Origin of the sequence: Azospirillum thiophilum (genome assembly GCF_001305595.1) — a bacterium.
Lineage (GTDB): Bacteria > Pseudomonadota > Alphaproteobacteria > Azospirillales > Azospirillaceae > Azospirillum > Azospirillum thiophilum.
Genome location: NZ_CP012407.1, coordinates 22,631 through 47,730, shown reverse-complemented (window position 1 = coordinate 47,730; position 25,100 = coordinate 22,631). Strand labels below are relative to the sequence as shown.

Below are 25,100 nucleotides of genomic sequence, written 5' to 3'. Positions count from 1 at the left end.
ACAGGACCATGCACGCTCCCATCGCACAGACCAATCCCGGCGCCTGGTGCCAAGCCCACCGCGACGAGATCGAAGATGCCGTCCGCCGGGTGATCGACAGCGGATGGTACATCCTTGGCCGCGAAGTCACGGCCTTCGAAGCGGAGTTCGCCGCTTTCGCCGGAGAAGCCGGAACCGGCGGCCTGCATGCGGTGGGCGTCGCCAACGGCACGGATGCCCTGGTCCTGGCCCTGGAATCCGTGGGCATCGGTCCCGGAGCCGCGGTGGTGACCGTATCGCACACGGCGGTGGCGACCGTCGCCGCCATCGAGATGGCCGGCGCCACCCCCATCCTGGTCGATGTCGACGAGGCGCACGGGTTGGATCCTGCCGCATTGGAAGCCGCTCTGGCCGCTCCGCCGCCTGGAACGCCGCCAATCCGCGCCATCGTGCCGGTTCATCTTTACGGCCAGCCGGTCGACCTGGATGCGGTGATGGCGATTGCCGACAGACACGGCCTGACGGTCGTGGAGGATATGGCCCAGGCCCATGGCGCCCTGTGGCGGAGCCGCCCCGTCGGCAGCTTCGGCGCCGCCGCATCCTACAGCTTCTACCCGACCAAGAATTTGGGAGCGCTCGGAGACGGCGGCGCGCTGGTCACCCGCGACGCCGCCATCGCCGAACGCACCCGCAGCCTGCGCCAGTATGGCTGGCGGGAGCGCTACATCAGCGACATGGTGGGACGGAACAGCCGACTCGACGAATTGCAGGCGGCGATCCTGCGGGTCGGTCTTCGCCATCTGCCCGGTTGGAACGAGCGGCGCCGGGCCATTGCTGCCGCCTATGATCGCGGGCTGGCCGGTCTCCCCGTCACCCTGCCCGTCCGCAGGCCGGGAGCAACCCATGTCTTCCACCAATATGTCGTCGAACTGGATGACAGGGACGCCGTTGCGGACCGGCTGCGCGGGCACGGGATCGGAACCGGGGTCCATTACCCGGCTCCCGTCCACTTGCAGCCGGCCTATCGGAACCGCATCCCCCTGGGAGCGGGCAGCCTGGCGCGCACGGAGCGGTTGGCCGGGCGCGTGCTGAGCCTGCCGATGCATCCCTTTCTGACGGACGACGAGGTCGAACGGGTGATCCAGGCGATGGCCATGGCACTGAATGCATAGCGGTAAGCCAATGATTTGGCTGCTGCCGGTGGAGATGGGCTGCAGTTCGGGCATGACCTGTTAGCGCCGGTTGCGGGAATGGCACCAAGCCGGCGCCTCAAATGGCGGGACATGAACCGGACGTGCTCCGCGTCCTGCTAATGATATTGGAATTGAGCGCTTTCCGTCCTATATGATAAGCTATTATTCTCCAGCCCCTGTAATTTTCTGGACAAGTCAAAAAATGAAAATAGTTTCAGTTCGATTTGAAGAGCACGTGTCATTTGAAGACGCAAAGAACGCAACATCTGGATACAACGACAATCTTCTGATTGAAAGCATGCCGAATTACAAACATAGCGCATGTATAAATCATGGCTCATCTCAGGATGAAAACACATCGAATATATCTGGCATGGCAGCCTTTTTGTCTGCAGCATCGTACTATGAAAATAATGAATTTGATGTGGTTGATATTGGCGGCTCTACTGGAGGCCACTATGCGTTATTTAAACAATTATATAGAGGATCCGCCAAATTCCGTTGGCACATTGTTGAAACAAGCGTTCAGGTTAACTATGGAAAAAAATTTATTGCGGACCCGGATTTATTTTTTTATGAAGACATTTCAGAAATAAATACTGGAAAAATAAACATTCTCCATTTTGGAGGTGTGCTGGGGTATTTGCCTGATCCAATTGGATACATGGACAACCCGCAAGTTAGGAAATCCGACTTCATCATATTTAACAGGACATCTTTGGTGAATGGCAATTCAAATAAAAATTTTGCGCAATTTGTTAATTATGACAAAGGAGTGGTTTCTTACGCTGGGCGCGCATTTGGCATGAATTTACTCCACGAAATTATTGAACGCACCCATAAGGTTGAGATCAATTGGACTAATCACCACGAAGTATTTAGGTTGGGTTCGGAAACATTATGCATTGGTAGTGGCATGCTATGTCGTCGCAAGGGCCTATGATATCGAGCCATCCTCACCAAGGCTAGCATTACAATTGCACTGGCTCGGCCTCCCGCCTGTTGAGCAGGCTTTGGGAGGTTGCCATGTCCGGTGTCGCGGTCGAGGACCTGCTGTGGGGCTATGGTCAGACGATCTGCGTGGAGCCAAGGCCCGACTCCGGCCACTGTTCCTGCAGTCCGGCACGGCGGCCTCTGCCGATACGTTCCTGGACGGGCTGCTTGGGCCGGGTAAATGCTCACGGGGCTGGCAAAATAGGTTGCGCCACCTCCTTGATGAATATGAGTCAGCGTCGGGATGGAGACCCCGCCGCGCCACAGCCTGAGTGATGCCAAGAAGGGCACCTTGCTTTTGGAGCAGGCGGTGTTGATCGAGCGCCTGGCCGCACGGATCACGGAACTGGAGGACGACGAAGTCGAACGGGCAATCCAGGCGATGATCGTAGCACTGAGTTCATAGTGGCAAGCCAATGGGTTAGCTTGCCACTATGACAGGTATTTTTCTCTGATTTTGCAATATTTTGTTGTAATTCTTATTTACTATATTCCGCATTCACTCATGATTCTCAATATTGAAACTTGCACTCTTTGTTTCTCATTTCAGCCTTCGTATGAGAGATTCCCAGAATAAAGTAGTCGCATAATATTTATTCCAATAATCCTTTGCAGAATTTGCGATCATAGACCTCCAATCCTCGTTCTCCAGAAGGAACTGGCTGAAAGATATGGCCTGATCTATATTAGCTACGGGTATGTAATGGACATACTCAGAAAAATATTTGTATGCCGGAGATCCAACCTCTTCCAAAACAACTGCTTTAGACATAATTGCCTCATAAAATCTACCAGTTTGGATATGAACAAGAGGAGAAACAACACCATTATTAAATATAATTTTTGATCTCCCCATTATATCTCTATATTTCTCTGAATTTGGCGCATTTTCTTTGGTCCTGTCGTGCAAGGATGCAAATATTTTCACCCCCAGAGCCTGAAAAGGCCGAAGCCAAGCATCACGATTTCTATTTGCAGATCCAATACAAGAAATCGGTATATCTTTACTATCTGATTCCTTCAGAAGACTCTCACTTAATGGAATGGATGGTATAGTCATGACATTTCTTTTGCCATATGTTTGCAATGATGTTTCATTCATTGTAATGACGACATCAGAGCAATCCAGCCATTCCTGTATATTGCAGGAATCGTCATAACTGTCCCCAACGCAAATTGCCAGCTTGAATTTAAGTAATTCCTTCTTCTCCATCCAATATTTTGAATTTATCGTATCCTTAGATGGAGAAAAATTACCATCCGTAACCACAATATCCGGCCTAACTTTCTCAAGAAAATTACTCAATTCATCGAGACTTTTATTGATGCATATATTATTTTTATTTTTAATTTCTTGGCTATATGTAATATCGTCAGCATTATATGCATAAACGTCACAACCGTAATCTTTGCATGATTTATTAAAGTGTACATAGAAATCACTTTCTATGTACAGAGGATTAGAATGTATATGCCTTCCAAAAACAATAGCGACCTTGGCATCATCTCCTCTAAGTTCTTCCTCTCCTTCTGAACGCTTGAACACATTGCGGCAGACTGGTTCGGGCGTATTCCCCCGTTGCCAGGACATCCAATGGTTCGTCAGAATGGTTTCAATCATTGCACGCTGCCGTGGCCGCAAAGTCGGTCCTGCAGGCCCAAGGATCGGGCAAGGCCGATATATCTCAAGAGCACGATAGGTCATGGCTTTTGCCCTAAGATAGCAAAGCCTTACAGCAGGATCATCACTATCTCGGAATAAATTCTCCAACTCAGGCGACAAATGCCGCATAACCCACATCGCAAAGCGTAAATCACCACGGTGAATTGCGTCGTATATTTCCCTAATATCTATATTCATCACTTCCGCCAACGCTAACTTTCCAGAATGGCACATCATATGCCATTCATTTCCTGATCTTTGCATCGTCCATGCAAACGGTCAATTCCGTGAAACGGATGTCTCGCTGCGATACCCCACCTCGAACCGGAACAAGCCGCCACTGGCACCCAATTAGTTCTACTGTGTCATAAATCTGGCGCCGCGTGGCGGCCCGCGGTATTGAATGAGATTCATGCTTCGTTCGGGAGGCGTCATGGATCTCGGCGGGTCGGAGAACACCAGCGAATCACGGTTCACAGCCTATGTCGAGCGTCTTGCCGCGGCGCTTGGTCACGCCGATCGTGCAGCACCGTTTCGCGCCTATTGCACCGGCCTGATGCTGCCGGGGGAGCGCAAGAGCGTCGAACCGATGGCCGCGCGCGTCGAGCCCGGCCGGGTCGGCGCCGCCCACCAATCCTTGCATCATTTCGTCGCCAAGGCCGCCTGGGACGATAGTGCTGTTCTGGAAGCGGTCCGCGACTTGGTGCTGCCAGCCCTGCTGGAGTGCGGCCCGCTCCGGTTCTGGATCATCGACGACACCGGCCTGCCCAAGAAAGGCCGCCATTCGGTCGGCGTGGCGCGCCAGTACTGCGGCCAGCTCGGCAAACAGGACAACTGCCAGGTCGCCGTCTCGCTGTCGCTGGCCACCGATCATGCCAGCCTGCCCGTCGCGTTGCGGCTCTATCTGCCCGAGACCTGGGCCGACGATGCCGTGCGGCGCGCCAAGACCGGCATCCCGGATGATGTCGCCTTCCAGACCAAGCCCGCCATCGCCCTGGAGCAGATCCGCGCGGCCATGGCAGTTGGCCTGCCGCCCGGCGTGGTGCTGATGGACGCCGGCTACGGCACCGATACCGATCTGCGCGCCGGGATCAGCGCATTGGGGCTTGCCTATGTCGCGGGCATCCAGTCGTCGACCAGCCTCTGGCCGCCGGGCGTGACACCGCTGCCGCCGAAGCCCTGGAGCGGCAGGGGGCGGCCGCCGAAGGGGTTGCGCCGGGCGCCGGGGCATGAACCGGTGTCGGCGAAGATCCTGGCCAAGGGGCTGGTGCCGACGGCGTGGCGCACGGTGACTTGGCGTGAAGGCACCAACGCGCCGCTCACCTCCCGCTTCGCCGCCATCCGCGTCCACCCCGCCCATCGCGACAACGAGCGGGCTGAACTCCGTCCGGCGGAATGGCTGCTGATCGAGTGGCCCGCCGACGAGGATGAGCCGAGCAAATACTGGCTGTCCACCCTGGCGGAGACCGCGTCGCTGGATGATCTGGTCGGCACCGCCAAGGGACGCTGGCGGATCGAACGCGATTACCTGGAGCTCAAGCAGGAACTGGGGCTGGGCCATTACGAAGGCCGCGGCTGGCGGGGGTTCCACCATCACGCCACCTTGTGCATCGCCGCCTACGGATTCCTGGTCCGCGAACGGGCCGCGATTCCCCCCTCGGCTCCACCTCGACCCGGGCGCCGCAAAGCGCCTGCGCTACCCGAGGGTTACCGACCCCGCGGTTCTCCCGTTGCGCCCTGAGCGCCATGTGCCGGCTTCCATCGCCACTCTGCGCATCGCCATCGCGCGAAGTCTGAGCCGGGCACTCGACCGATGCCCGTGCTGTCAGCGTAAGCGCATCTTATGACACAGTAGAACTAGAGGCCTTGCGGAGTATCGTCATCCGGAATCCGGGCGATGCCGATGCGATCGCCCTCTCGGGCGTAGTGCTGACCGACATCTTCGCGAAGGGAAGCAAGGCCTACAAGGAGGGCCGGCTCGGCTACGCCGCTTGGTGTTTCTCCCTTCTTGCCGAGCAGGGCGCGCCTCGCGAGCAGCTCCGCGCCAGCCGTGATACCGTGATCGACTTGCTCCTCCGGCGTGCGATGGACGATGCGAATGCCGGGCTCGGCAGCGACGCCAAGCTGCCCTGCCATCTGCTGCTGGCACTCGATCCCGCGAATCAGCGGGCGCTTCTGCTGGTGGGTCAGCTTGAACGCGATGCCGACGGCGATGCGGAGATTGGGTGCAGGTCGATCGACAGAGGGTTGCTGCTGTCTCCGGCCCCGGACCAGGCGGGCCAGCTGCGCGTCGCTGCCTTGCAGGCGGGCATCCGCGCGCTCGCCGACCGGTTGGTCCAGGGCCGGCCGGCCGGGGCCCCCTTCTCGGCGCGCTTGATCGGGTGTGTCCGCCCGGCCAGGCCGAGGCTCTCGTTCGCTGCCGGGCCATGATCCTGCAGGCGGAGGGAGAGCAGGAGGGAGCCGGCAGGAAAAATGCCCTGCACCAGGCGGCCTCGGCAGCCTTGCACTGGCTGGGAGGATTGCACCAGGAGCGGCAGCGTTACCGCGAGGCTTTCCAAGCCCACAAGAAGGCTTTCGATCTGTGGGGCAGCGCGGCGGGACTGGAGCACATGGCGCAGGCGCAGCAGTACCTTGCCATCGAGGAACTGTTGAAAAGCCTGAAAGGCTTCGGCTGGGCCTATGTCAACGACATGGAGGGACATGCGGCGGCGCGCTCCTCCTTCGACAGCCTGTCGGCAACGATGGAACGCCTGCTGGAGGGGCCCGGCATCGACAACTGGACGCGCACCCAGCGCTGGTCCACTTTGCTCGGAATGCGTGCGCTCGTCGGCTATGCGGCAGCGCTCGGCCGCAACCCCAAACACCCTTTTTCCGACAACCCATTCGCCGAAGCGGCGGCCCCGGCCGTTCCGGCGCAGCCGGCGGGCCGGCGGATCTTCGACTGCTGCACCTTCTTCAACGAGGCCGAGATTCTGGAAACCAGACTGGCCGAACTGTACGATGTGGTCGAACGCTTCGTGGTGGTGGAAGCGACCCACACCCATTCCGGCGAGCCGAAGGGGTTGACCTTCGAGGACCACCGGGAACGGTTCCGGCCCTATATGGATAAGATCCGTTACGTGGTGGTGGACGAACGCGTCGGTACCTTCTCCTGGCAGCGGGAAGCCTACCAGCGCGACGCCATTCTGCGCGGTCTGGAGGATTGCCGTGACGACGACATGGTCATCGTCTCCGATGTCGACGAGATCTTGCGGCGCAAGGTGGTGGAGCGGCTGCGGACCGGAGGGCCGGCCTTCGACAGCGTTTTCATCGCAGAGCTCGACCTGTTCTTCTATCGGCTGAATTACCGCTTCGCCTGCAACTGGCGCGCCGCGGGAGCCGCCCCGTTCCGCTTCATCCGGCAGGTCGGTCCCAATGCCGTACGTTACCTTGCCAAGCAGGGTGTCGGCCATCTTATTCCCGATGCGGGCTGGCACTTCAGCTGGATGGGCGACCTCGAGCGCTTTACCGCCAAGCTGAGCGCCTATGCTCACCAGGAGCACGCGCAGTCCTTCGATGAACGCGGGATGGCCGATGTCGCCAGCTTCCTCGATGGTGGCAGCGCCATCCCCGACGGTGCGCCCGGTGCTCGGGAGGAGTACGAGATCGTGGCGATGGATCGCCATCCACATCTGGTGCGCGACAACCTCGACCGCTTCCGGATGATGGGCTGGATCCGGTGAGGCCGGGGGGCGGACATGCCGGGGGCCGTCAGCCTGGCTTCACCTCGGCGGTGGTACCGGCTCGGCGCTTCAAGCGTTGCACCGCATGTTGGCCGCCGCCGGTGGCACGAACCGAATAGAAATAAGCACTGTCGTCGGTCCAGTAGCGGCCCTCGCGGTCGACCATCACCGTGCTGCTGTGGATGTCGGCCGGATAGACGGTAAGACGCGGGGGCGCTTCCGTCGTGAAACCGGCCAGATGCACGGCCGCGAGTGCCGCCTGATCGAGGAACCAGACCGGTAGCCCGCGATCCAGGAAATGACGGATGTAGCGTCGCGTCAGGTCGAGGAAGCGCAGTGCTCCCGTGGTCGGCCGGATGTGCAGCACGTCCGCGTAGAGCAGGCTCCAGATGTCCAGCCGCTTCAGCGCATGGCTCATCATGCCCAGGTCCGAGTGGGCGGATGTCGTCAGCAGCGGGTTCAGATCGCGGATCGCCAGCAGGTCGACATCCAGCATCAGCACCGGCTTCTGCCAGCGCACCAGCAGGTCGGGTAGCACCAGGAAGCGGCTGCAGGCGTAATAGGTCTTGGCATCGCCGCCCAGCGGCGAAAGGTCGATGGCTTCGCGCAGGACGATGAAGCGGTCGGCGCCGTGGGCAGCGGCCAGGGTGGCCACCACCGCCTCGGCCTCGGCGTCGGGATTGACCAGATGCAGGGCGATGGCGCAGTCGAGCCCGCTGTCCTCGACGATGGACCGAACCATCGTCGGCAGGAACTTGCGTGCATAGACGGCATCGCAGCAGGCATAGACCACCAGCGGCCTGGCAGCGACTCCGGCGCCTTCCTGGATGGTGGCGCGGATGCCGGCGGGCGGTGGCGCTTCGCGCAGGGATCGGAGGAAGGTTGGGGAGGTGCGGGTGACGGCGTCGCGCCCGCCATGGCGTCCTGCGGCATCAAGAAACAAGGCGTCGGCCTCTTCCAACCGGTGCTGTTCGGCGCACAGACAGGCCAGCCGGCTGAGTGTGAAGGACACCTCCGGATAGAGGTCCAGCGCCCGGCGATAAGCCCGCTCGGCGCGCAGAGCCTGCCCGTCGCGGCGCAGCGCGTTGCCCAGCGCCACCAAGCCGACGCAATCCCCGCGTCCCTGGAAGCGTGCGATGTCGCCCGCCTCGCCCAGATGGGTCAGCAGTTGCCACAGATTGGATCGGTGGGTCCGATCGGTGGGGATCAGCCTCCAGGCTGCGAGCGAGTGGTCCGCCGCCGCAGCCATGTCCTGCCCCACCAGAAGCCTGGCGAGCGCATCATGGGCTGCCGGCGCCTGCCGGCCGGCGGGTGCGTTCTCCAGCAGCCGATGGCAGAGCGTTCGGGCGGTTTCGTGGTCCCCCGTCCGTTCGGCATCGAGTGCAGCCTGAAGGATGGCGTCGGGATTGGAAAAGCGCATGGAATGGACCGAGGCAGAAGGGGAGGTGCTTCATCCCATGGCTTCCGCATCCCTGGCAAGCGGCCCTGGCATCACGCCCCGCATGGGGGTTCGGAGACGGCGGGCCGGCCTCGCCCTTTTCAGGATTCTCCTCGAGTCGCAACCTGTCATGCCGCAGAGCGCAGTCTTTGGGAGGCGGTGGCGGCGGAAGGCTCAGCCTTGTCCCCCGCATTGTGGGAAATGCGGGGGCTGCAGAGCGGAAACCTGGCCGTTGCATAAGAACGCGCTTGAATAAATGGGAAAATATCATCAAGTGTTGCTATGGACCCGGGAAAGGGTTCCAGCCGAAACTGTGCCGCGCCGGTCCATTCTGGCGCGGCACTTTTATGTGTCACCATCCAACCGGCACCCTGCTCCAATCCGATCCGATCCGATCCGGTCTTGGAGATGGAGTTGCGCATGTGACGGCCAGTGTGGGAGTTCCAAACGCCGTGAGCATCGCGGACGGTCTCAAGATCGCTTTCGACGTCCATCTCTCCGGTGACCTGGAACGGGCGGAAGAGTTCTATCGCGCAATCCTCCGGGCCAGTCCGGGCAATCCGATGGCGGCGACGCTTCTGGGGCTGATCCGGTCCCAGCGGACAATGGTCCGCCAGAGCAAGCACAAGTCGTTGTCGCTGCTGCGCGGCCGGGGATTCTACCCCGCCACCGTGATCGACATCGGTGCTCAGACCGGCACCCCTCCACTCTACGAGGTCTTTCCCGACGCCCACCATGTGCTGGTCGAGCCGGTGGTCGAGAACGAACCTGCCCTGCAGGTCCTGTGCGGGCAACTGCGCAGTGCCGAGTACCGCATTGCAGCCGCCGTTCGTCAGGATGGCATGGTCCCGCTGGCGGTTTCCGATGACCGGCTCTATTCCTCCGTCTTTCTGGAGAGGGCGGAGGGAACGGAGGCTCCGTCCGGGCTGCGCACCGTGCCCGGCCTCTCGCTCGACACCCTGTGTGCCGAGGGCCGCTATGCCGGGCCGATGCTGGTGAAGATCGATGTCGACGGCCTGGAACTGGAGGTGTTGGCAGGCGCCGCCACGCTGATGCGGCCGGACACCGTTTTCGCGATCGAAGCGACGGTGGCCGGCGGCGATGCGCGCATGCCTCGCATCATTGCCGCCATGGCACCTTACGGTTTCCAGGTCTGGGACATTGTCGATCCACTCTATCGTCCCGGTGACGAACGGATGTGGCAGGTCGATCTGGTGATGGTTCACCGCGACGGATCCTACGCTCCGCTCTGAATCCTGCTCCGCATGGCGTGTTCGAGGCGGAGGATTGCGTTGTCCCATGAACCTGGCCTGTCCTGCCGGAACAGGCGCATGGTCGGATACCAGGGGCTGTCCTCGCGGTCGAGCATCCAGCGCCAGTCGGGGGCGAAGGGGACCATCACCCATACGGGCACGCCGAGGGCGCCGGCGAGATGGGCGACGGAGGTGTCGACGCAGACCACCAGATCGAGGCCTGCCATGATGGCGGCGGTATCGGCGAAATCCCTGATGTCGGGGGAGAGGTTCAGCAGGGGGAAGCCGCCGGGCGGGTTGGCCGCCTGGCCCTCCGTCGGCCCCTTCTGGATGGAGACGAGGCTGACGCCGGGAATGGCGGCGAGCCGGGCGAAGGGGGCTAGTCCGATGGAGCGGTTGCGGTCGTTGCCGTGGGTGGGAGACCCCGCCCAGACGATGCCGACCTTCAGCCCCGCCACTCCCTTCAGCCGTTCGCCCCAGCGCGCCGCAAGCTCCGGCTCAGCCCTCAGGTAGGGAACGCGGGACGGCACGGTTTCCAGCCGGGTGCCGAACAGCGCCGGCAGGCTCAGCACCGGGATTTGCACGTCGAAATCGGGCAGCGGCCCTCCGGTTTCCACCGCGATGGTGCCGGGCAGGCTGTGCAGAACCGGCAGCAGCGCCCGCTGGCATTCCAGATAGACCGGCTGTCCGGCGCCTGTCCTCTCGGCCGCTTGCGCCAACAGCGGCAGATAGCGGACGAACTGCAGCACGTCGCCGAAACCCTGCTCCCAATAGACCAGCAGCCGCCGGCCCTTCAGCGGAGACCCGTCCCAGCGCGGCTGAACGAAGCTGCGCTGGGGCGAAGGCAGGCGGCCGTGCTTCCAGCGCCATTCATAACCCTGCCAGCCTCGGACGAAGTCGCCCAGCAGCAGCCGGACCAGGCTTTCGTTCCAATGGGCTCCGGCGAAATCCGGGTCCAGGCGGGTGGCCCGCCGGAAGGCCCGCAGCGCCTCCCAGAGGACGCCCTTTTCCTTCACCGTCGATCCCAGATTGCTATAGGCCCCGCCATGCTGCGGGTTCAATGCAATGGCTCGACGAAAACATACCGCCGCCTCGTCCAGCCGGTGGGCCATGCGCAGCATGGCGCCGTGGTTGTTGGCGACCTCCGCATCGTCCGGCGCCAGGGCGGCCGCGCGGGCGAAGGCGTCACAGGCCTCGTCGGCGCGCTTCAGCCGCTCCAGATTGATCCCCAGTTCGTTGAGCACGGCCGGCTGGTCGGGCTTCAGCCTGACCGACGCGCGGTACGCCCGCACCGCTTCCTCCGTCCGGCCTAGCCGGACAAACAGCCCCCCCAGGTTGGTCCAGCCGTTCAGAGACGCTGGCGATAGGCTCAGGGCGCGGCGGAACAGCGCCACCGCGTCCGTGTCACGGCCGGCATCGGCATGCAGCAGCCCCAGATTGTTGATGGCGGGGGCGAATTGGGGATCGGCGGCGACGATCTCGCCATACAGGCGGATGGCGTCCGCCGCCTTGCCGCTCTGATGGAGCCCGAGCGCCGTGGCGAAGGCTTGCTGGATGTTCATGGAGATCGCATCGCCCCGGTTGAGAACCTGTTTCGGACGGCATCGAGGACCGGGGGGATCAGTAGCAGAGATGCCATGCGCTGCAAAGGACGGGCGGTTGCGATGCGGGGCGGGTTGTCCGCTTGCATCGCCGCCCCTCACCGCCCATCAATGGCGCTCGTCGAACAGGGAGTGTGGCGGGCGGTATGGCGCGGCTTCTGCTGATCAACTACGAGTTTCCGCCGCTGGGCGGCGGGGCGGCCAACGCCACCGACAACACCGCGCGCGAACTCGCCGCCTTGGGCGAGGAGGTTCTGGTGCTGACCTCTGCCTTCGGCGGCCTGCCGCGGGTGGAGCGCCGGGCCGACGGGGTGGAGATCCGCCGCATCCCCACCCTGCGCCGCCGCCGCGACCGCAGCTCGGTGGTGGAGATGCTGGCCTTCCTCGCCAGTTCGCTGGTCATGGTGCCCTGGATCGCCGCCCGCTGGCGTCCGGATGCCACCGTCGCCTATTTCGGCCTGCCCTGCGGCCCTGCGGCATGGATGGTGAGGGCGCTGACTGGAACGCCCTATGTCGTCAGCCTGCGTGGCGGCGACGTGCCGGGCTTCCAGTATGACGGCATCTCGCTCTATCACCGGCTGGCCGGGCCGGTGATCGGCTGGCTGTGGCGCCGCGCCTCGGTCGTCGTCGCCAACAGCGAGGGGCTGGCCGACCTCGCCCGCCGCTTCGCCCCCGACCGGCCCATCGCCATCATCCCCAACGGCGTCGATGCCGCCCGCTTCGCGCCTGCTGATGCAAGGGACGACGGCGACCGCCTGTCGCTGCTGTTCGTCGGCCGGGTGGTGCGGCAGAAGGGGCTGGACGTTCTGTTCGAAGCCCTAGCCTCCCTGCCGGCGGAGTTACGCGCCTGTATCGGCTTGACCATCGTCGGCGACGGCCCCGCCCGGCCGGAGCTGGAGGCCCAGGCGGCCCGGCTCGGCCTGTCGGAGCGCATCGCCTTCCGCGGCTGGCTCGGGCGCGACGAGCTGCCCGCCGCCTACCGCGCCGCCGACGCCTTCATCTTCCCGTCGCGCGACGAGGGCATGCCCAATGTGGTGCTGGAGGCGATGGCCGCCGGCCTGCCGGTGGTGGCGACCCGCATCGCCGGCAACCGCGATCTGGTGGTGGTGGAGGAAACCGGCCTGATGCTGGACGTCGACGACACCCCGGCCCTTGCCGCCGCCCTTGCCCGGCTTGCCGCGGACCCGGCCCTGCGCCGCCGGCTGGGCGAGGGCGGACGCCGCCGGGTGGTCGATCATTTCTCCTGGCGCGCCGTCGCCGCCGCCTACCGCGACCTGTCCCTTGCCGGCCGCGGCGGGCGGGCGGGGGAGCCGGCGGCGCGGGCGGAGTGAGGGGCCGTCGCATGACGTGCTGTTGACATCCGGCGGCTTTCGGGAGCGTATGGCGGCGCGGCAGAGCGGATCGGACAGCAAGGGATCGGACAGCGTGGCGGAACCGGTGAAGACGGCGGATGGCGGGGGCGGCGCCCCGGCAGGGACATCCGCCCTGGCCTTCGATTTCGGCGAGAACTGGGACCATTACTCGCGCACCGTGCTGAACGAGCCGCGGCTGGTGGCGGCCATCGACAGCCTGAAGGGGCTGGTCGGGACCGACCGGTTGAAGGGCGCCAGCTTCTGCGACGTCGGTTCCGGCTCCGGCCTGTTCACCATCGCCGCCGGCAAGCTGGGCGTCGACCGCGCGCTGGGCTTCGACGTCAACCCAACCGGGGTCGAGGTCGCCCGCCGCAATCTGGGCCGCTTCGCGCCAGAGCTTGCCGAGCGCATCGAGTTCCACCGCGGCTCGGCGCTGGACAGCGGCTTCGTCGGTTCGCTCGGCCGCTTCGACGTGGTCTATGCCTGGGGCTCGCTGCACCACACCGGCTCCATGTGGCCGGCGATCGAGACGGTGGCGCCGCTGGTCGCGCCGGGCGGCACCTTCGTGCTGGCGCTCTACAACCGCCACTGGACTTCGCCGATCTGGACCCTGATCAAGATCGTCTACAATCTGTCACCGGGCTTCCTTCGGAGAGTCTGGGACTGGACGCTGGGCTCGCTGATGTTCCTGGCGACCTGGGCGATCACCGGCTCCAACCCGCTGCGCAAGGAGCGCGGCATGGAGTTCTGGGTGGATGTCACCGATTGGCTTGGCGGCTACCCCTACGAATATGCCAGTGCCGACGAGGTGCGGGCGCGGATGGACGCGCTCGGCTTCGAGCTGCTGGAGGTCCGTCCGCCGCGCGTGCCGACGGGCTGCAACGAATTCATCCTGCGCCGGAGGCCCGCATGAGCGACGACGCATTCAAGTCCGCCCCTCTCGACACTCCTCTCGCCGCGGCGGCGACCGATCACCCCGGCGGCGTTGATTACGACGACAGCTGGGAGCGGCGCTGGAACGATATGCGCAAATACGGCCCGACCGGCCGGCATCTGCGCCGTATCGTCACCGAGATGGTGCGCCCGCTGAATTACGACAGCCTGCTCGACGTCGGCTGCGGCCAGGGCTCGCTGCTCGCCACGCTGATGCCGCTGAAGCCGCAGGCCAGTTACAGCGGCCTCGACTTTTCCGCCAAGGCCATCGACGTTGCCCGCCGCCGCGCGCCGCACGCCGAATTCGGACTGCTCGACGTCGCCGCCGGCCATCTCGACCGCCGCTTCGACCTGGTGGTCTGCACCGACGTGGTTGAGCATATCGAGGACGACGTCGCGGCTCTGCGCAACCTCGCCGCCATGACCGGCCGCTACCTGCTGGTTTCCACCCTGCAGGGGCGAATGCGCGACTTCGAGCGCACGGTCGGCCATCACCGCAACTATGCCCGCGGCGAGCTGCAGGCCAAGATCAGGTCGGTCGGGCTGGAGATCGAGCGGGTGGTGGAATGGGGTTTCCCCTTCTTCTCGCCGCTCTACCGCAACGTGCTGGGGGCCGCCAGCGGCCAGGGCACCGAGGGTGACTATGGCCCCGGACGGCGCTTCCTTGCCGAGGCGCTGTATCACATCTTCCGCCTGAACTCCTGGTCGCATGGCGACTACATCTACGTGCTGGCCCGCCGTCCGGGGGCGTGAGGACTCTCCTTCTCCCGCCTCTCGCGCAAACTTCGTTCGTGCTGACGGTATCAGGCGGATCGAAGATCCGCCGAGAACCCTGAAAGAGGAAGAAAATCCATATCATCACTCCATGACTTCATGAAAAGGCATCCTTAAATGCATGCCTGGCTGAAAGCCCTGGTCAGCGTGCTGCTGGTCGCCCTGCTGCTGTGGCGGGTCGATGTGGCGGAGGCCGGGTGGGTGCTGGCGATGGCGTCGCCGGGGCTGCTGGCGCTCGCTGCCATGCTGTTCTTCCTGATGCATGTGCTGAACGCATTGAAGCTGCGGGTTCTGCTACCGGACCAGCGGGTGGGGCGTCTGCTTGCCTACACGCTGGTGGCGCAGCTCTATGCGCTGGTCCTGCCGGGCCAACTGGCGGGGGAGGCGGTGAAGGCCTACCGGCTCAGCCGGGATGGAGCGCCGGGGGAAAGCCGGAGGGCAGGCCGGGGGGCGGAGCAGGGAGAAGCCGGCGGCGGACGCATCGTCTCGGCGGTCGCCTTCGACAAGGTGACGGGGATCGCCGGGTTGCTGCTGCTGACCGGCGGCGGGCTGGCTCTGGAGACGGCGCGATTCGGTGAAGCGCTGCTGGCCGCGGTCGGGGTGGTGCTTGCCGGGCTGGCTGCGGTGACCGGGCTGCTGGCCTGGGGGCGGGCTCGCACCCTTCTGCTGGCGCTGCTGGGCTGGCGGGCGGGGCCGAAGCGTCAGGCACTGCTGCTCGGGCCCTTGCGCAGCTTCCTTGACTCCTGGCGCGACCAGACGCGCCGGCCGGGGCGGGCCTTGCTGTCGCTCGCCGGCGGGATCGCGGTCCAACTGGCGGCGGTCGCCGGCAGCCAGGCCCTGGGGCTGGCGGTCGGCATCGTCCAGCCTTTTTCCGTCTGGTGTGCGGCGATCGGGCTGATGTCGGTGATCGTGCTGATGCCGGTCACCGTCGCCGGCATCGGCCTGCGCGAGGCGTCGCTGGTCGGGCTGTTCGATCTGGTCGGCGTGCCGCATGCCCAGTCGCTGGCGCTGGGGTTCGGCATCCTCGCCTTCCAGGTGATGGTGGCCCTGCTGGGCGCTGTCATCGACCTGACCGTCCTGCGCGAGCGCCGTGCGGCGTGACGCGGCCGCCGCCCAATTAGCCGTTGCGCTCGCGGAATGCAGCGGCCATACCATGGCCCGGCGTCGCCTTCGACAGATGCCCCCCGCAGCCTCCGGACCCGTTCGATGACCCTCCTTCTTACCCCTGGATCCGCCACCACGGACACCGGCACGGTTTCCGTCTCGGTCCTGATCCCGGTCTACAACGAGGAGGACAACATCGCCCCCCTGTGCGGCCGGCTGATCCCGGCGCTCGACGGGCTGGGGCGCAGCTTCGAAGTCCTCTTCGTCAATGACGGTTCCACCGACGGGACGGAGGAGGAACTGCAGCGCGTGGCCTCCGACCGCCGCATCCGCGTCATCAACTTCCGCCGCAACGTCGGCCAGACCGCAGCGATGATGGCCGGCATCGACCATGCCCGCGGCGATGTCATTGTTCCGATGGACGGCGACTTGCAGAACGACCCGCAGGACATCGCCGGCCTGCTCGCCAAGCTGGACGAGGGCTATGACGTGGTGTCGGGCTGGCGCGCAGACCGGCAGGACGGCTTCCTGCTGCGCACGCTGCCGAGCCGGATGGCCAACAAGCTGATCTCCACCATCTCGGGCGTGAAGCTGAACGACTATGGCTGCACGCTGAAGGCCTACCGGCGCCAGATGCTGCAGGGCTACCGGCTCTATGGCGAGATGCACCGCTTCGTGCCGATCTACGCCCGCTGGCAGGGTGCGAAGCTGACCGAGATGCCGGTGCGTCACCACCCGCGCCGCCATGGCCAGTCAAAATACGGGCTGGAGCGGGTGCTGAAGGTCGTGCTCGACCTGATCGTCGTGAAGTTCCTGACCCAGTACGAAACCAAGCCAATCTACATCTTCGGCTTCGCCGGCATGATGTTCATGGGGCTGTCCTTCCTGGCCGGCATCTACGCCATCTATCTGAAGCTTGTCGACGGCATCTCCTTCATCCTGACCCCGTTGCCGCTTCTGGTAACGATGGGGCTGGTCACCGGCGTGATGTGCATCCTGATGGGGTTGCTGGCCGAGTTGCTGGTCCGCATCTATTTTGAGAGCCAGGGCAAGAGCCACTATTCCATCAAGACCATGCTGAATTTCGACGAGCCGGGCCCCTCGGACCGCAGCATCCGGGATTGAGGCCCCGCGTCCGAAGGCCGCTGCCGAAAAGAAAACGGCCCTGCAGCTTTCCGGCTGCCGGGCCGTTTGCCATTCCGGGGCCTTCGATCTTACGGGGCCTTCGGCATGGCTTCGACACCACCGGGCGGGGTCAGTTCCTTCAGGGCGCCGGAATGCGCCATCAGGAACAGCCTGACCCGTTGGCCGGCGACGTCCGGCGGCAACAGCAAAATGAAGCCGCTTCCGGTCAGTACCTCCTCATGGAAGACCTTGGCGACATCCGGACGGGCGATGCCGGTGGAGCCGGTGGCGACGATGCGATCCCCGACCACCGCCAGCACGAAGGGAACCGGCGCCGGAACGGCCGTGTCCGCGGCCCAGCCGGCAATGGCGATCGGCCCCCCGCTGGCGATGCGTTCGATCCGGTCGAGGGAGCCGTGCAGCCCGTCCGCGCTTTCGGAAGCCCGCAGCGGCATGTCCATCCGCAACTGGCCGGCCCCATCGAGCCGCCCGCCCTGCAGCAGGGTCTGCAGGATCGAGCGTTCCGGATGACCGGCCGCATCGGCCAGGATCGGCGCCAGGAAATCGGCCTTCAGGTCGTAGGCGGCGCGCAGGAAGGGCGCGATGTTGCGCGGTGAACTGGATGGGCAGACCAGAGGCCGGTCCCAATCCAGTCCGTCCGGCGTCCGGATGGCCTGCAGATGGCTGGCGATGCAGCGCTGTGCCGCACTGTCGCGGTCGGCCACCATCCGGTTGAAGCCCGCGACGCTCCAATGCCGCAGGAGGTCCCCGCCCGTGCCGTGGCCGAGCAGGAGCAGGCCGGTCAGCACCATGCCCGCCGCGACCCCCCGGCCGGTTTCGCGGTCCCGTTGCGCCCTGGCGGCCGGCCGGCCGGCCATCAGCATGGTCCAGCCGGCGACCGCCGCCGGGAAGGCCAGCAGGACCGGATAGGCGTAACGCGGAGTGATGCCGCATTGCATCGCGGCGGCGATCCCGTCGCCGCACAACCCGGCCCGGCCGAAGGCGGTGGTCATGGTGACGATGACCGTTCCCGCGATCAGCGAAGCGATGCAGAAGACGGCATGGCGCCGTTCGACGCCCGCCCGGCCGAAGGGCAGCAGGACTGCCGGGATGAGGCAGAGCGCGAGCGCCGCCGCCCCCGCCGTCAGCGACAGCGGTGCCCCCACCGTCTCCACCGGCAGGCCGGCGGCGGTGGCGAAGGCGCCGAACAGGAAGGCCCAGAATTCCCGGTGCCAGGGCAGCACCAGCGGCTGGCCGGTGTGGTTGGCGTAGGAGCCGCTGAAGGTCATCCACAGCATCGCCGCGGTCAGCAGCAGCCCGCCGCCGACCGCCACCAGCGTGCGCCCGTCCGTCAGCCTTTCCCGCCAGTTCCCGCCCTGGCGCAGGGCCAGCAGCCCCCCGGCTCCGGCCGCCCCCAGCGCATAGCTGGCGCCGAACACCCCGGTGGAGCCGAAGGCCAGCAGGAACAGCATCGCCGGCACCAGCCGTCCGCTGACCAGCGTGTGGAAAAACAGAAACAGGCAGGTGAATAAGATCGGCTGCGCCAGCCCCATGTGCTGGTAGTAGAAATACTCGTTGTTCAGCGTGCCGGTCAGGAACAGCCCGGCCGCAAGGGCCGGCACCGCGGTCCACGCCGAGCGCGTGCAATCCCGCAGCAGGACAAGGGCGTAGGCGGCGAGCATGGCGGCGAAGGCCAGCCAGCCGACCAGCCGGAAGGCGATGAAGTCGACGCCGATGGCATGCCACAGCCCGTGGGTCAGCAGCTTGAAGACCGGGGCGACATGGTCGCTGTCCTTGGCGAAGATCGAATGGACGGTCAGCGGCTGCTGCACGCCCTGGACGGCGCCGAAGAAATAGCCCCAGTCATCCCAATAGGGCAGGCCGGTGCTGGCCTGCATGTTCATGCCGAACTGATAGGCGACGATCAGCGCTCCCAGCCCTAGAAGCAGCCAGACCAGGATGCGGCCGGCGGCATGTGTGTCCGCCTCCCCGCGCGTGCCGGAGAGCGGATAATCCAGACTTTCGGAACTCATGCGGCGTTTTCCATCGGTGCCGGTGTCTTGGCCGGGCGGTCCAGCGCGGCGGCGAGTGCGGTCCAGGCCCACAGCAGGCCCCGGTGGTCGGCCTGTCCGCTGCGGTGCTCGTCCCAGCGGGCCGCCAGCCACTTGCCGTCCACCCCGATGCGCGCCGCGGTCTCCAGCGGCGGCTGGGGCAGGTGGCGCAGCCAGCGGCTCAGGGGGATGCCGAAGCCCTTCTTGGGCCGGGACAGGATCGCCGGCGGCAGCAGCGGGGCCATCGCCTTCTTCAGGATCCATTTGCGGGTGCCGCCCATCAGGCCATTCGGCTGCAGCTTCACGCCGGCCGGCAGGCGGCTGACGAAGGCGACGAGATCGCGGTCGAGGAAGGGCGACCGCGTCTCCAGCGAACAGAACATGCTGGCGCGGTCGGCTTTGATCAGCAGATTCTCGCCAAGATAGAAGCGGCCGTAGAACTCGATGGAGCGGTCGACGTCGTGGCCGCTGGCGCCCGAGCGCCACAGGGCATCGGCTTCGTCATAGAGATCGTCGGCGGACAGGCTGATGCCGAACAGCCGCGACACCTCCTCTACCGAGGCCGGCCCCAGCCAGGACGGCATCCAGTGCGCCGGCCGGTGCCCCAGCCCGCGCAGTGCCCGGCGCAGCTTGAAGTCGAAGCTCATGTTGCGGTCCGACCGCGGAAGCCGGTGGGCCACCGCCTCCGCCAGCCGGTGCAGCGGGCGGGGGACGGCATGGTGGTAGAGTCGTGCCGTGCGCAGCGCGTCGAAGGTGTCGTAGCCCGCGAACAGCTCGTCGCCGCCGTCGCCGGTCAGCGCCACCGTCACCCGTTCGCGGGCGAAGCGCGACAGCAGATGCGTCGGCAGGATGGAGGGGTCGGCGATCGGGTCGTCCAGCCGGCCGAGCAACTCCGGCAGCATTCCCGCCGCGGTGTCGAGGTTCAGCGTGCGGCAGGCATGGTCGGTGCCGTAATGGCGCGCTGCGTCGGCCGCATAGCCGCTCTCGTCGAAGCTCGGCTCGTCGAAGCCGATGGTGAAGGTCCTCATCGACGCCGGGTCGCGGTGCCGGGCCGCGAGCGCCACGATGGCGGCGCTGTCGATGCCGCCGGACAGGAAGAAGCCGACCGGCACGTCGCTCAGCATCCGGCGTTCCACCGCGCGGTCCAGCAGCTCGCGCAGCTCCTCCGCCCACTGGTCGGGACCACCCGGCGGCCGGTCGTCCACCACCATGCGGTATTCCCAGTAGCGGCTGACCGACAGCCGGCGGCTGGTCAGGTCGTAGACCATGCTGCAGCCGCCCGGCAGCTTGCGCACCGCGGCATGGGCGGTCAGCGGCGCCGGGATGAAGCCGTAAGCGAAATACTTGACCAGCGCGGTGCGGTCCAGCCCGTCCGGCACCGACGGGTGGGACAGGACGGCAGTGGCCTCCGAGGCGAAGACCAGCCCGTCGGCGGTCTCGGCATAGAACAGCGGCTTCTTGCCGAAGCGGTCGCGGCCGAACACCAGCCGGCCCCGGCGGCGGTCGTAGAGGCAGAAGGCGAACATGCCGTTCAGCCGCTCCAGCATGGCCAGGCCCCATTCCCGGTAGCCGTGCAGCAGCACCTCGGTGTCGGAGTGGTCGGTGACGAACCGGTGGCCGGCCTGCTCCAGCGCGCGGCGCAGTTCGGGCGCGTTATAGATCTCGCCGTTGTAGACGATGACCAGATCGCCCTCGGCCGTCGCCATCGGCTGGTAGCCGCCCTCGATGTCGATGATGGCGAGACGGCGGAACCCCAGATGAACCGGCAGAGCGCCGCTGTCGTCGGACCTGCCCTGATCGGCATAGACGCCGTCGTCGTCGGGACCGCGGTGACGGATGATGCTGGTCATGACGGCGAGGTCGCGCTCGCCGCCGGGTCCGGCGAAGCCGGCGAAACCGCACATGGGGCTGCTCTCCCGAGGGGACTGCCGAAGGTGGCGATGAGGGCTAGGTGTAGCGTCTCGCCCGGCCGGGTGCCATGGTGAAATGGCTGCTGAAGCGGGCATGGTCATTTCTCTAGCAGGATGCGGAAAAAGGTCTGTTCCCGGCAGTTCGGTCGTGATTCTCTTTGGTCGAAGAGAATGCGGCTGGTGAGGGGGCGATGCGGGGTTCGGACGAACGCAGCGAGGGTCTTTTCAGCTATGTGAGCTGCGAGGCTCGGGTTCCGGCCGATCATCCGCTGCGGCCGATCCGGGCCATTGTGGACGAAGCGCTGGAGGTGATGTCGCCGGCTTTTGAGGGGCTGTACTCGAAGATCGGGCGACCGTCGATCCCACCGGAGAAGCTGCTGCGGGCTTTGCTGCTCCAGGCCTTCTACTCGGTGCGCTCGGAACGCCAGTTGATGGAACAGCTCGACTACAACCTGCTGTTCCGCTGGTTCGTCGGCTTGTCGATGGACGCCCCGGTGTGGGACGCGACGGTCTTCACCAAGAACCGGGAGCGTCTGCTGGCCGGCGACGTGGCGGCCAAGTTCCTGGCCACCGTGCTTGGCCAGCCGAAGGTCAAGGCGCTGCTGTCGGACGAGCATTTCTCGGTGGACGGCACGCTGATCGAAGCCTGGGCGTCGGTGAAGAGCTTCCGGCCCAAGGACGGCAGCGGCGAGCCGCCGGGGCCGGGTCGCAACGGCGACCGCGACTTCCATGGTGAGAAGCGGTCCAACGAGACCCATGCGTCGACCAGCGATCCTGAGGCGCGGTTGTATCGCAAAGGCAACGGGCAGCCGGCGAAGCTGGCCTTCATGGGCCATGCATTGATGGAAAACCGTCACGCTCTGGTGGTGAATGTCCGGCTCACCGCGGCCACCGGTCTGGCTGAGCGCGAAGCGGCGGTTTCCATGGTCGAGGCCATCCCCGGCCGCCACCGCATCACGGTGGGTGCCGACAAGGCTTACGACACCAAGGATTTCGTGGCGAACATGCGCAGCCTGGGCGCCGCTGCGCATGTCGCGCAGAACACGAGCAACCGCCGCTCGGCGATCGACGGCCGGACCACCCGTCACCCCGGCTACGCCGTCAGCCTGAGAATCCGCAAACGGATCGAGGAGGTGTTCGGCTGGATCAAGGGAGCCGGCTTGCGCAAAACGCGTCATCGCGGAACGGCCCGCGTCGGTTGGATGTTCACCCTGACCGCCACCGCCTACAACCTGATCCGCCTGCCCAAGCTGCTGGCGGCGGCATAATCACGCCCGAAGTCCGCCTCAACGGCGGCTACGGGCGTCTCGGAGCACGAAAAGGCACTCCATTCCGACAAAAACGGGCGTCGGAAACCCCATTCCCAAGCCTCAGCCGAGGAAAAAAGCCGGAATATGTTCGTTTTTCCGTGTCCTGCTAGGGCTGGGACTCATCACCAGTAGGATACGGTAGCGGCGATGCAGACGGCGGCATGGAAGTTGGTGGCGAGCCTGTCGTATCGGGTTGCGACGCGACGGAAATCCTTGAGCCGGTTGAACATGCGCTCGATGGCGTTGCGGTTTCGATAAAGGTATGGCGAGAAACAGTTTTTCCAGACGCGATTGATTTTGGGCGGGATGTTGGGCGCGGCTCCGATTGCCTCGATCTTTCGGCGCACGGCGTTGGTGTCGTAGCCCTTGTCGCCATGGATCAGATCGGCGGTGGTCACTTGGTCGAGCAGGGTGTCGGCAGCGACGCAATCCGCGACCTGCCCGCCGGTGAGCAGGAAGGCGATGGGGCGGCAATTCCGGTCGGTCAGGGCGTGGATTTTGGTGGTGCGACCGCCGCGCGAGCGGCCGATCGCCTGGTTCCGCTCCCCCCTTTTCCGCCCGAGGCGCAGCGATGCGCTTTTACGGCGGAGGAATCGATCAAAACCTCTGCTGGCGGTCCTCCCGCGGTGGCCAGCGCATGAAACAGGTTCGACCAGACACCCTTGGCCGCCCAGCGCTGGAAGCGATTGTACAACGTCTTGCGCGGCCCGTAGATCGTGGGGGCGTCCTTCCACCGGCAACCGGAGATCAGGACATGCACGATACCGCTGATGACGCGGCGGTCATCGACCCGGGGCTTGCCTCGGGTGTCGCGCGGAAGGTAGGAGAGCATAACAAACCTGGGGGTGAAGCTCAGGCGGCGATCTGTTCGGCTGAGGAATGGTCATTGGCGGCGAGCCCGGGATACCAGCTCTCGAACACCGGCCGCAGCGTTCCGTCCAAGGTGCGGGTCCGCACCTGCAGCAGGTGGTGAGCGCCGCGTTTGGTCCACTGCATCTGCTGACGCTTGGACATCCGCTTGTCGATCACCACGTTGACGGCGGACTCCACGAAGGCGGTGGAGATCGGCTCCCCGTACCGCCGCCGCTCCCCGTAATGGGGGATGGCGTCGATGTTGTTGGCGATGTAGCCCGCGCACTCCGCCGTCAACCGGGCAACTGAACCGCGCCGGGTTTGCCGGAGGCTGATTTGGTTGAGTCACGCCGCCATGGCGACGTCCTCGATTTGAGCATAATAGCGCGCCTCGGCCTCGGCGGGAGGAATGTTGCCGATGGGCTCGAGGAGGCGCCGGTTGTTGAACCAGTCGACCCATTGCAGGGTGGCGAATTCGACGGTCTCCAGGGTGCGCCACGGCCCTCGGCGCCGGATGACCTCGGTCTTGTAGAGGCCGTTGATGGTCTCGGCCAAGGCGTTGTCGTAGCTGTCGCCGACGCTGCCGACCGACGGCTCGACGCCGGCGTCAGTCAGACGCTGGGCGTATTTTATGGCAACATATTGCGACCCGCGGTCGCTGTGATGAATGAGGCCGCTGCCTTTGATCGGCCGGCGGTCGTGGAGGGCCTGTTCCAGGGCATCCAGAACGAAGCCGGCGTGGGCGGTGCGCGACACCCGCCAGCCGACGATCTTGCGAGCGAAGGTGTCGATGACGAAGGCGACGTAGACGAAGCCTTGCCACGTCGCGACGTACGTGAAATCCGCCACCCACAAGGCATTCGGGCGCGGCGCCTGGAACTGGCGCTTCACCCGGTCGAGCGGGCACGGCGCCGCCTTGTCGCCGATCGTGGTTCGCACCGCCTTGCCGCGCGTCGCCCCCTTCAGGCCCATGCGCCGCATCAGCCGGGCCACCGTGCAGCGGGCCGCATCGATGCCGTCCCGCCGCAACTGCCGCCAGACTTTCCGCACCCCGTAAACCTGGAAGTTTTCATCCCAGACCCGTCGGATAGCCACACTCAGCTCCGCGTCGCTTCGCGAGCGGGCCGGCGCCTTGGCCGGATCAGCCTTCCGGGCGGCATGGACGCGGTAGGTCGACGGGGCAATCGGCAACACCTTGCAGATCGGCTCGACCCCGTGGACGGCGCGATGCTCGTCAATGAAGGCGATCATCGCTTGAACGGGCGGTCGAGCTCCGCCTGAGCAAAATAAGCCGACGCTTTGCGCAGAATCTCGTTCGCTTGCCGCAGTTCCCGGACCTCACGCTCCAGCGCCTTGATCCGCTCCTGCTCGTCTGTCGTCGGGCCGGGCCGCTTGCCCTGGTCGCGCTCGGCCTGCCGGACCCAGTTCCGCAGCGTCTCCGGATTGCAGCCGATCTTCGCGGCAATCGAGCTGATCGCCGCCCATTGCGAGGCGTGCTCGCCCTCGTGCTCGAACACCATCCGAACCGCGCGTTCGCGGACTTCAGGGGCGTACTTGGGTGATGCTGGTTTCGTCATGAGGACCCCAGTTTCTCAAGAAGTGGGGCCTCCGACAATCCCGGCGCGGTTCACATTCCGCAACGGCATCGAGGTCACTCAAGCCGCGTCACAGAGCGCCGCCTGAGCGGACCGTCACCCATTTCCCCGCATAGCTCATGAAAAGGCGGAGCTGTGAAGAACGACCAAGCGTGAGGCCGTCCCGCCCCTGGCCGTGAAGCGGCCTTGGGTGTCAGGCTTGCTTTAGCAAGGGCTCTGCTGGCGGTGTCAGAGAATGGCCCCAGCATGGGA

Annotated in this window: 20 protein-coding genes, 1 pseudogene and 1 other annotated feature; of the genes and pseudogenes, 13 read left to right on the top strand and 8 right to left on the bottom strand. The window is 64.9% G+C overall.

Going from position 1 to position 25,100, the window contains the following annotated elements; all coding sequences use genetic code 11:
* The first annotated feature begins 8 nt into the window (after positions 1-8).
* From AL072_RS31585 to AL072_RS35065, 3 genes are all read left to right on the top strand, one after another.
* Complete coding sequence (locus tag AL072_RS31585; RefSeq protein WP_045585414.1) at positions 9-1,151, top strand: DegT/DnrJ/EryC1/StrS family aminotransferase; 1,143 nt, start codon at positions 9-11, stop codon at positions 1,149-1,151.
* Positions 1,152-1,374: 223 nt separating this feature from the next.
* On the top strand, positions 1,375-2,115 hold the full coding sequence (locus AL072_RS33940; RefSeq protein WP_158511118.1) for a methyltransferase, TIGR04325 family: 741 nt from the start codon (positions 1,375-1,377) through the stop codon (positions 2,113-2,115).
* A 294-nt stretch (positions 2,116-2,409) separates the two neighbouring features.
* The gene (locus AL072_RS35065; RefSeq protein ID WP_158511117.1) at positions 2,410-2,571 is read left to right on the top strand and encodes a hypothetical protein; all 162 of its coding nucleotides are present in this window, start codon (positions 2,410-2,412) and stop codon (positions 2,569-2,571) included.
* Positions 2,572-2,706: 135 nt separating this feature from the next.
* Here AL072_RS35065 and AL072_RS34715 read toward each other — a convergent pair whose 3' ends face one another.
* Complete coding sequence (locus AL072_RS34715) at positions 2,707-4,029, bottom strand: glycosyltransferase family protein (RefSeq protein WP_425388629.1); 1,323 nt, start codon at positions 4,027-4,029, stop codon at positions 2,707-2,709.
* Between the two features lie 232 nt (positions 4,030-4,261).
* Between AL072_RS34715 and AL072_RS31580 the strand changes: the two genes are divergently transcribed.
* The 3 genes from AL072_RS31580 to AL072_RS31570 all read left to right on the top strand — a co-directional run bounded on the left by AL072_RS31580 (position 4,262) and on the right by AL072_RS31570 (position 7,550).
* Positions 4,262-5,569, top strand: coding sequence for an IS701 family transposase (locus AL072_RS31580; protein WP_045585413.1), 1,308 nt, complete (start codon positions 4,262-4,264; stop codon positions 5,567-5,569).
* Between the two features lie 125 nt (positions 5,570-5,694).
* Positions 5,695-6,258, top strand: coding sequence for a hypothetical protein (locus AL072_RS31575; protein ID WP_045585412.1), 564 nt, complete (start codon positions 5,695-5,697; stop codon positions 6,256-6,258).
* Positions 6,255-7,550: a glycosyltransferase family 17 protein gene (locus AL072_RS31570; RefSeq protein WP_052710389.1), complete on the top strand. Its 1,296-nt coding sequence runs from the start codon at positions 6,255-6,257 to the stop codon at positions 7,548-7,550. Before AL072_RS31575 ends, AL072_RS31570 begins: the two co-directional genes overlap by 4 nt.
* Positions 7,551-7,578: 28 nt before the next feature.
* Here the strand turns inward: AL072_RS31570 and AL072_RS31565 are convergent, their stop codons facing one another.
* Positions 7,579-8,970: a tetratricopeptide repeat protein gene (locus AL072_RS31565; protein WP_045585411.1), complete on the bottom strand. Its 1,392-nt coding sequence runs from the start codon at positions 8,968-8,970 to the stop codon at positions 7,579-7,581.
* A 470-nt stretch (positions 8,971-9,440) separates the two neighbouring features.
* Between AL072_RS31565 and AL072_RS31560 the strand changes: the two genes are divergently transcribed.
* Complete coding sequence (locus AL072_RS31560) at positions 9,441-10,241, top strand: FkbM family methyltransferase (protein WP_052710388.1); 801 nt, start codon at positions 9,441-9,443, stop codon at positions 10,239-10,241.
* On the opposite strand, the gene AL072_RS31555 is transcribed toward AL072_RS31560, so the two are convergent.
* Positions 10,226-11,803: a tetratricopeptide repeat protein gene (locus tag AL072_RS31555; protein WP_045585410.1), complete on the bottom strand. Its 1,578-nt coding sequence runs from the start codon at positions 11,801-11,803 to the stop codon at positions 10,226-10,228. The two genes, AL072_RS31560 and AL072_RS31555, sit on opposite strands and share 16 nt — an antisense overlap.
* 185 nt (positions 11,804-11,988) lie before the next feature.
* Between AL072_RS31555 and AL072_RS31550 the strand changes: the two genes are divergently transcribed.
* The 5 genes from AL072_RS31550 to AL072_RS31530 all read left to right on the top strand — a co-directional run bounded on the left by AL072_RS31550 (position 11,989) and on the right by AL072_RS31530 (position 17,130).
* A complete protein-coding gene (locus tag AL072_RS31550) occupies positions 11,989-13,173 on the top strand; it encodes a glycosyltransferase (protein WP_045585409.1) in 1,185 nt (394 codons plus the stop codon).
* Between the two features lie 16 nt (positions 13,174-13,189).
* Positions 13,190-14,107 (top strand): class I SAM-dependent methyltransferase, encoded by a 918-nt coding sequence (locus AL072_RS31545; RefSeq protein WP_245637100.1) that lies wholly within the window; start codon positions 13,190-13,192, stop codon positions 14,105-14,107.
* Entirely contained in the window at positions 14,104-14,880 is a 777-nt protein-coding gene (locus AL072_RS31540; RefSeq protein WP_045585408.1) for a class I SAM-dependent methyltransferase, read from the top strand. Before AL072_RS31545 ends, AL072_RS31540 begins: the two co-directional genes overlap by 4 nt.
* A 138-nt stretch (positions 14,881-15,018) precedes the next feature.
* Positions 15,019-16,002 carry a lysylphosphatidylglycerol synthase transmembrane domain-containing protein gene (locus AL072_RS31535; protein ID WP_045585407.1) on the top strand — a complete coding sequence of 328 codons (984 nt, stop codon included), beginning with the start codon at positions 15,019-15,021 and terminating at the stop codon, positions 16,000-16,002.
* 105 nt (positions 16,003-16,107) lie between these two features.
* Positions 16,108-17,130, top strand: a complete 1,023-nt coding sequence (locus tag AL072_RS31530; RefSeq protein ID WP_045585406.1) for a glycosyltransferase family 2 protein — start codon at positions 16,108-16,110, stop codon at positions 17,128-17,130.
* An 89-nt stretch (positions 17,131-17,219) separates the two neighbouring features.
* Here the strand turns inward: AL072_RS31530 and AL072_RS31525 are convergent, their stop codons facing one another.
* Both AL072_RS31525 and asnB read right to left on the bottom strand, forming a co-directional pair.
* A complete protein-coding gene (locus tag AL072_RS31525) occupies positions 17,220-19,163 on the bottom strand; it encodes a hypothetical protein (protein WP_045585405.1) in 1,944 nt (647 codons plus the stop codon).
* Positions 19,160-21,085: an asparagine synthase (glutamine-hydrolyzing) gene (asnB, locus tag AL072_RS31520; RefSeq protein ID WP_045585404.1), complete on the bottom strand. Its 1,926-nt coding sequence runs from the start codon at positions 21,083-21,085 to the stop codon at positions 19,160-19,162. The genes AL072_RS31525 and asnB overlap by 4 nt, the downstream gene beginning before the upstream one ends.
* Positions 21,086-21,282: 197 nt before the next feature.
* On the opposite strand from asnB, the gene AL072_RS31515 reads away from it, so the two are divergent.
* Entirely contained in the window at positions 21,283-22,359 is a 1,077-nt protein-coding gene (locus tag AL072_RS31515; RefSeq protein WP_045585403.1) for an IS5 family transposase, read from the top strand.
* A 164-nt stretch (positions 22,360-22,523) separates the two neighbouring features.
* On the opposite strand, the gene AL072_RS33935 is transcribed toward AL072_RS31515, so the two are convergent.
* From AL072_RS33935 to AL072_RS31500, 3 genes and pseudogenes are all read right to left on the bottom strand, one after another.
* A protein-coding gene (locus AL072_RS33935; RefSeq protein ID WP_144428449.1) for an IS5 family transposase occupies positions 22,524-23,233 on the bottom strand; the annotation gives its coding sequence in 2 pieces (ribosomal slippage) (positions 22,524-22,945 and positions 22,945-23,233; 711 coding nt in all).
* A 20-nt stretch (positions 23,234-23,253) separates the two neighbouring features.
* Positions 23,254-23,544 (bottom strand): annotated as a pseudogene (locus AL072_RS31505) (ISKra4 family transposase); the annotation flags it as partial.
* A gap of 54 nt (positions 23,545-23,598) precedes the next feature.
* Positions 23,599-24,830 (bottom strand): IS3 family transposase gene (locus tag AL072_RS31500; RefSeq protein ID WP_144428448.1). Its coding sequence is split into 2 segments (ribosomal slippage): positions 23,599-24,539 and positions 24,539-24,830, totalling 1,233 coding nucleotides; the frame shifts between segments, so codons are not numbered across the junction.
* Positions 24,430-24,546: a sequence feature (AL1L pseudoknot), on the bottom strand. Its footprint overlaps the gene before it by 117 nt.
* Positions 24,831-25,100: the final 270 nt, after the last annotated feature.

What these genes read in the sequence shown, in the direction of transcription:
- AL072_RS31540 (WP_045585408.1), top strand. Translation starts at nt 14,104, where the DNA reads ATGAGCGACGACGCATTCAAGTCCGCCCCTCTCGACACTCCTCTCGCC.
- AL072_RS31530 (WP_045585406.1), top strand. Translation starts at nt 16,108, where the DNA reads ATGACCCTCCTTCTTACCCCTGGATCCGCCACCACGGACACCGGCACG.
- AL072_RS31555 (WP_045585410.1), bottom strand. Translation starts at nt 11,803, where the DNA reads ATGAACATCCAGCAAGCCTTCGCCACGGCGCTCGGGCTCCATCAGAGC.
- AL072_RS35065 (WP_158511117.1), top strand. Translation starts at nt 2,410, where the DNA reads ATGGAGACCCCGCCGCGCCACAGCCTGAGTGATGCCAAGAAGGGCACC.
- AL072_RS33940 (WP_158511118.1), top strand. Translation starts at nt 1,375, where the DNA reads ATGAAAATAGTTTCAGTTCGATTTGAAGAGCACGTGTCATTTGAAGAC.
- AL072_RS31515 (WP_045585403.1), top strand. Translation starts at nt 21,283, where the DNA reads ATGCGGGGTTCGGACGAACGCAGCGAGGGTCTTTTCAGCTATGTGAGC.
- AL072_RS31535 (WP_045585407.1), top strand. Translation starts at nt 15,019, where the DNA reads ATGCATGCCTGGCTGAAAGCCCTGGTCAGCGTGCTGCTGGTCGCCCTG.
- AL072_RS31550 (WP_045585409.1), top strand. Translation starts at nt 11,989, where the DNA reads ATGGCGCGGCTTCTGCTGATCAACTACGAGTTTCCGCCGCTGGGCGGC.
- AL072_RS31570 (WP_052710389.1), top strand. Translation starts at nt 6,255, where the DNA reads ATGATCCTGCAGGCGGAGGGAGAGCAGGAGGGAGCCGGCAGGAAAAAT.
- AL072_RS31525 (WP_045585405.1), bottom strand. Translation starts at nt 19,163, where the DNA reads ATGAGTTCCGAAAGTCTGGATTATCCGCTCTCCGGCACGCGCGGGGAG.
- AL072_RS31580 (WP_045585413.1), top strand. Translation starts at nt 4,262, where the DNA reads ATGGATCTCGGCGGGTCGGAGAACACCAGCGAATCACGGTTCACAGCC.
- AL072_RS31565 (WP_045585411.1), bottom strand. Translation starts at nt 8,970, where the DNA reads ATGCGCTTTTCCAATCCCGACGCCATCCTTCAGGCTGCACTCGATGCC.
- asnB (WP_045585404.1), bottom strand. Translation starts at nt 21,085, where the DNA reads ATGTGCGGTTTCGCCGGCTTCGCCGGACCCGGCGGCGAGCGCGACCTC.
- AL072_RS31585 (WP_045585414.1), top strand. Translation starts at nt 9, where the DNA reads ATGCACGCTCCCATCGCACAGACCAATCCCGGCGCCTGGTGCCAAGCC.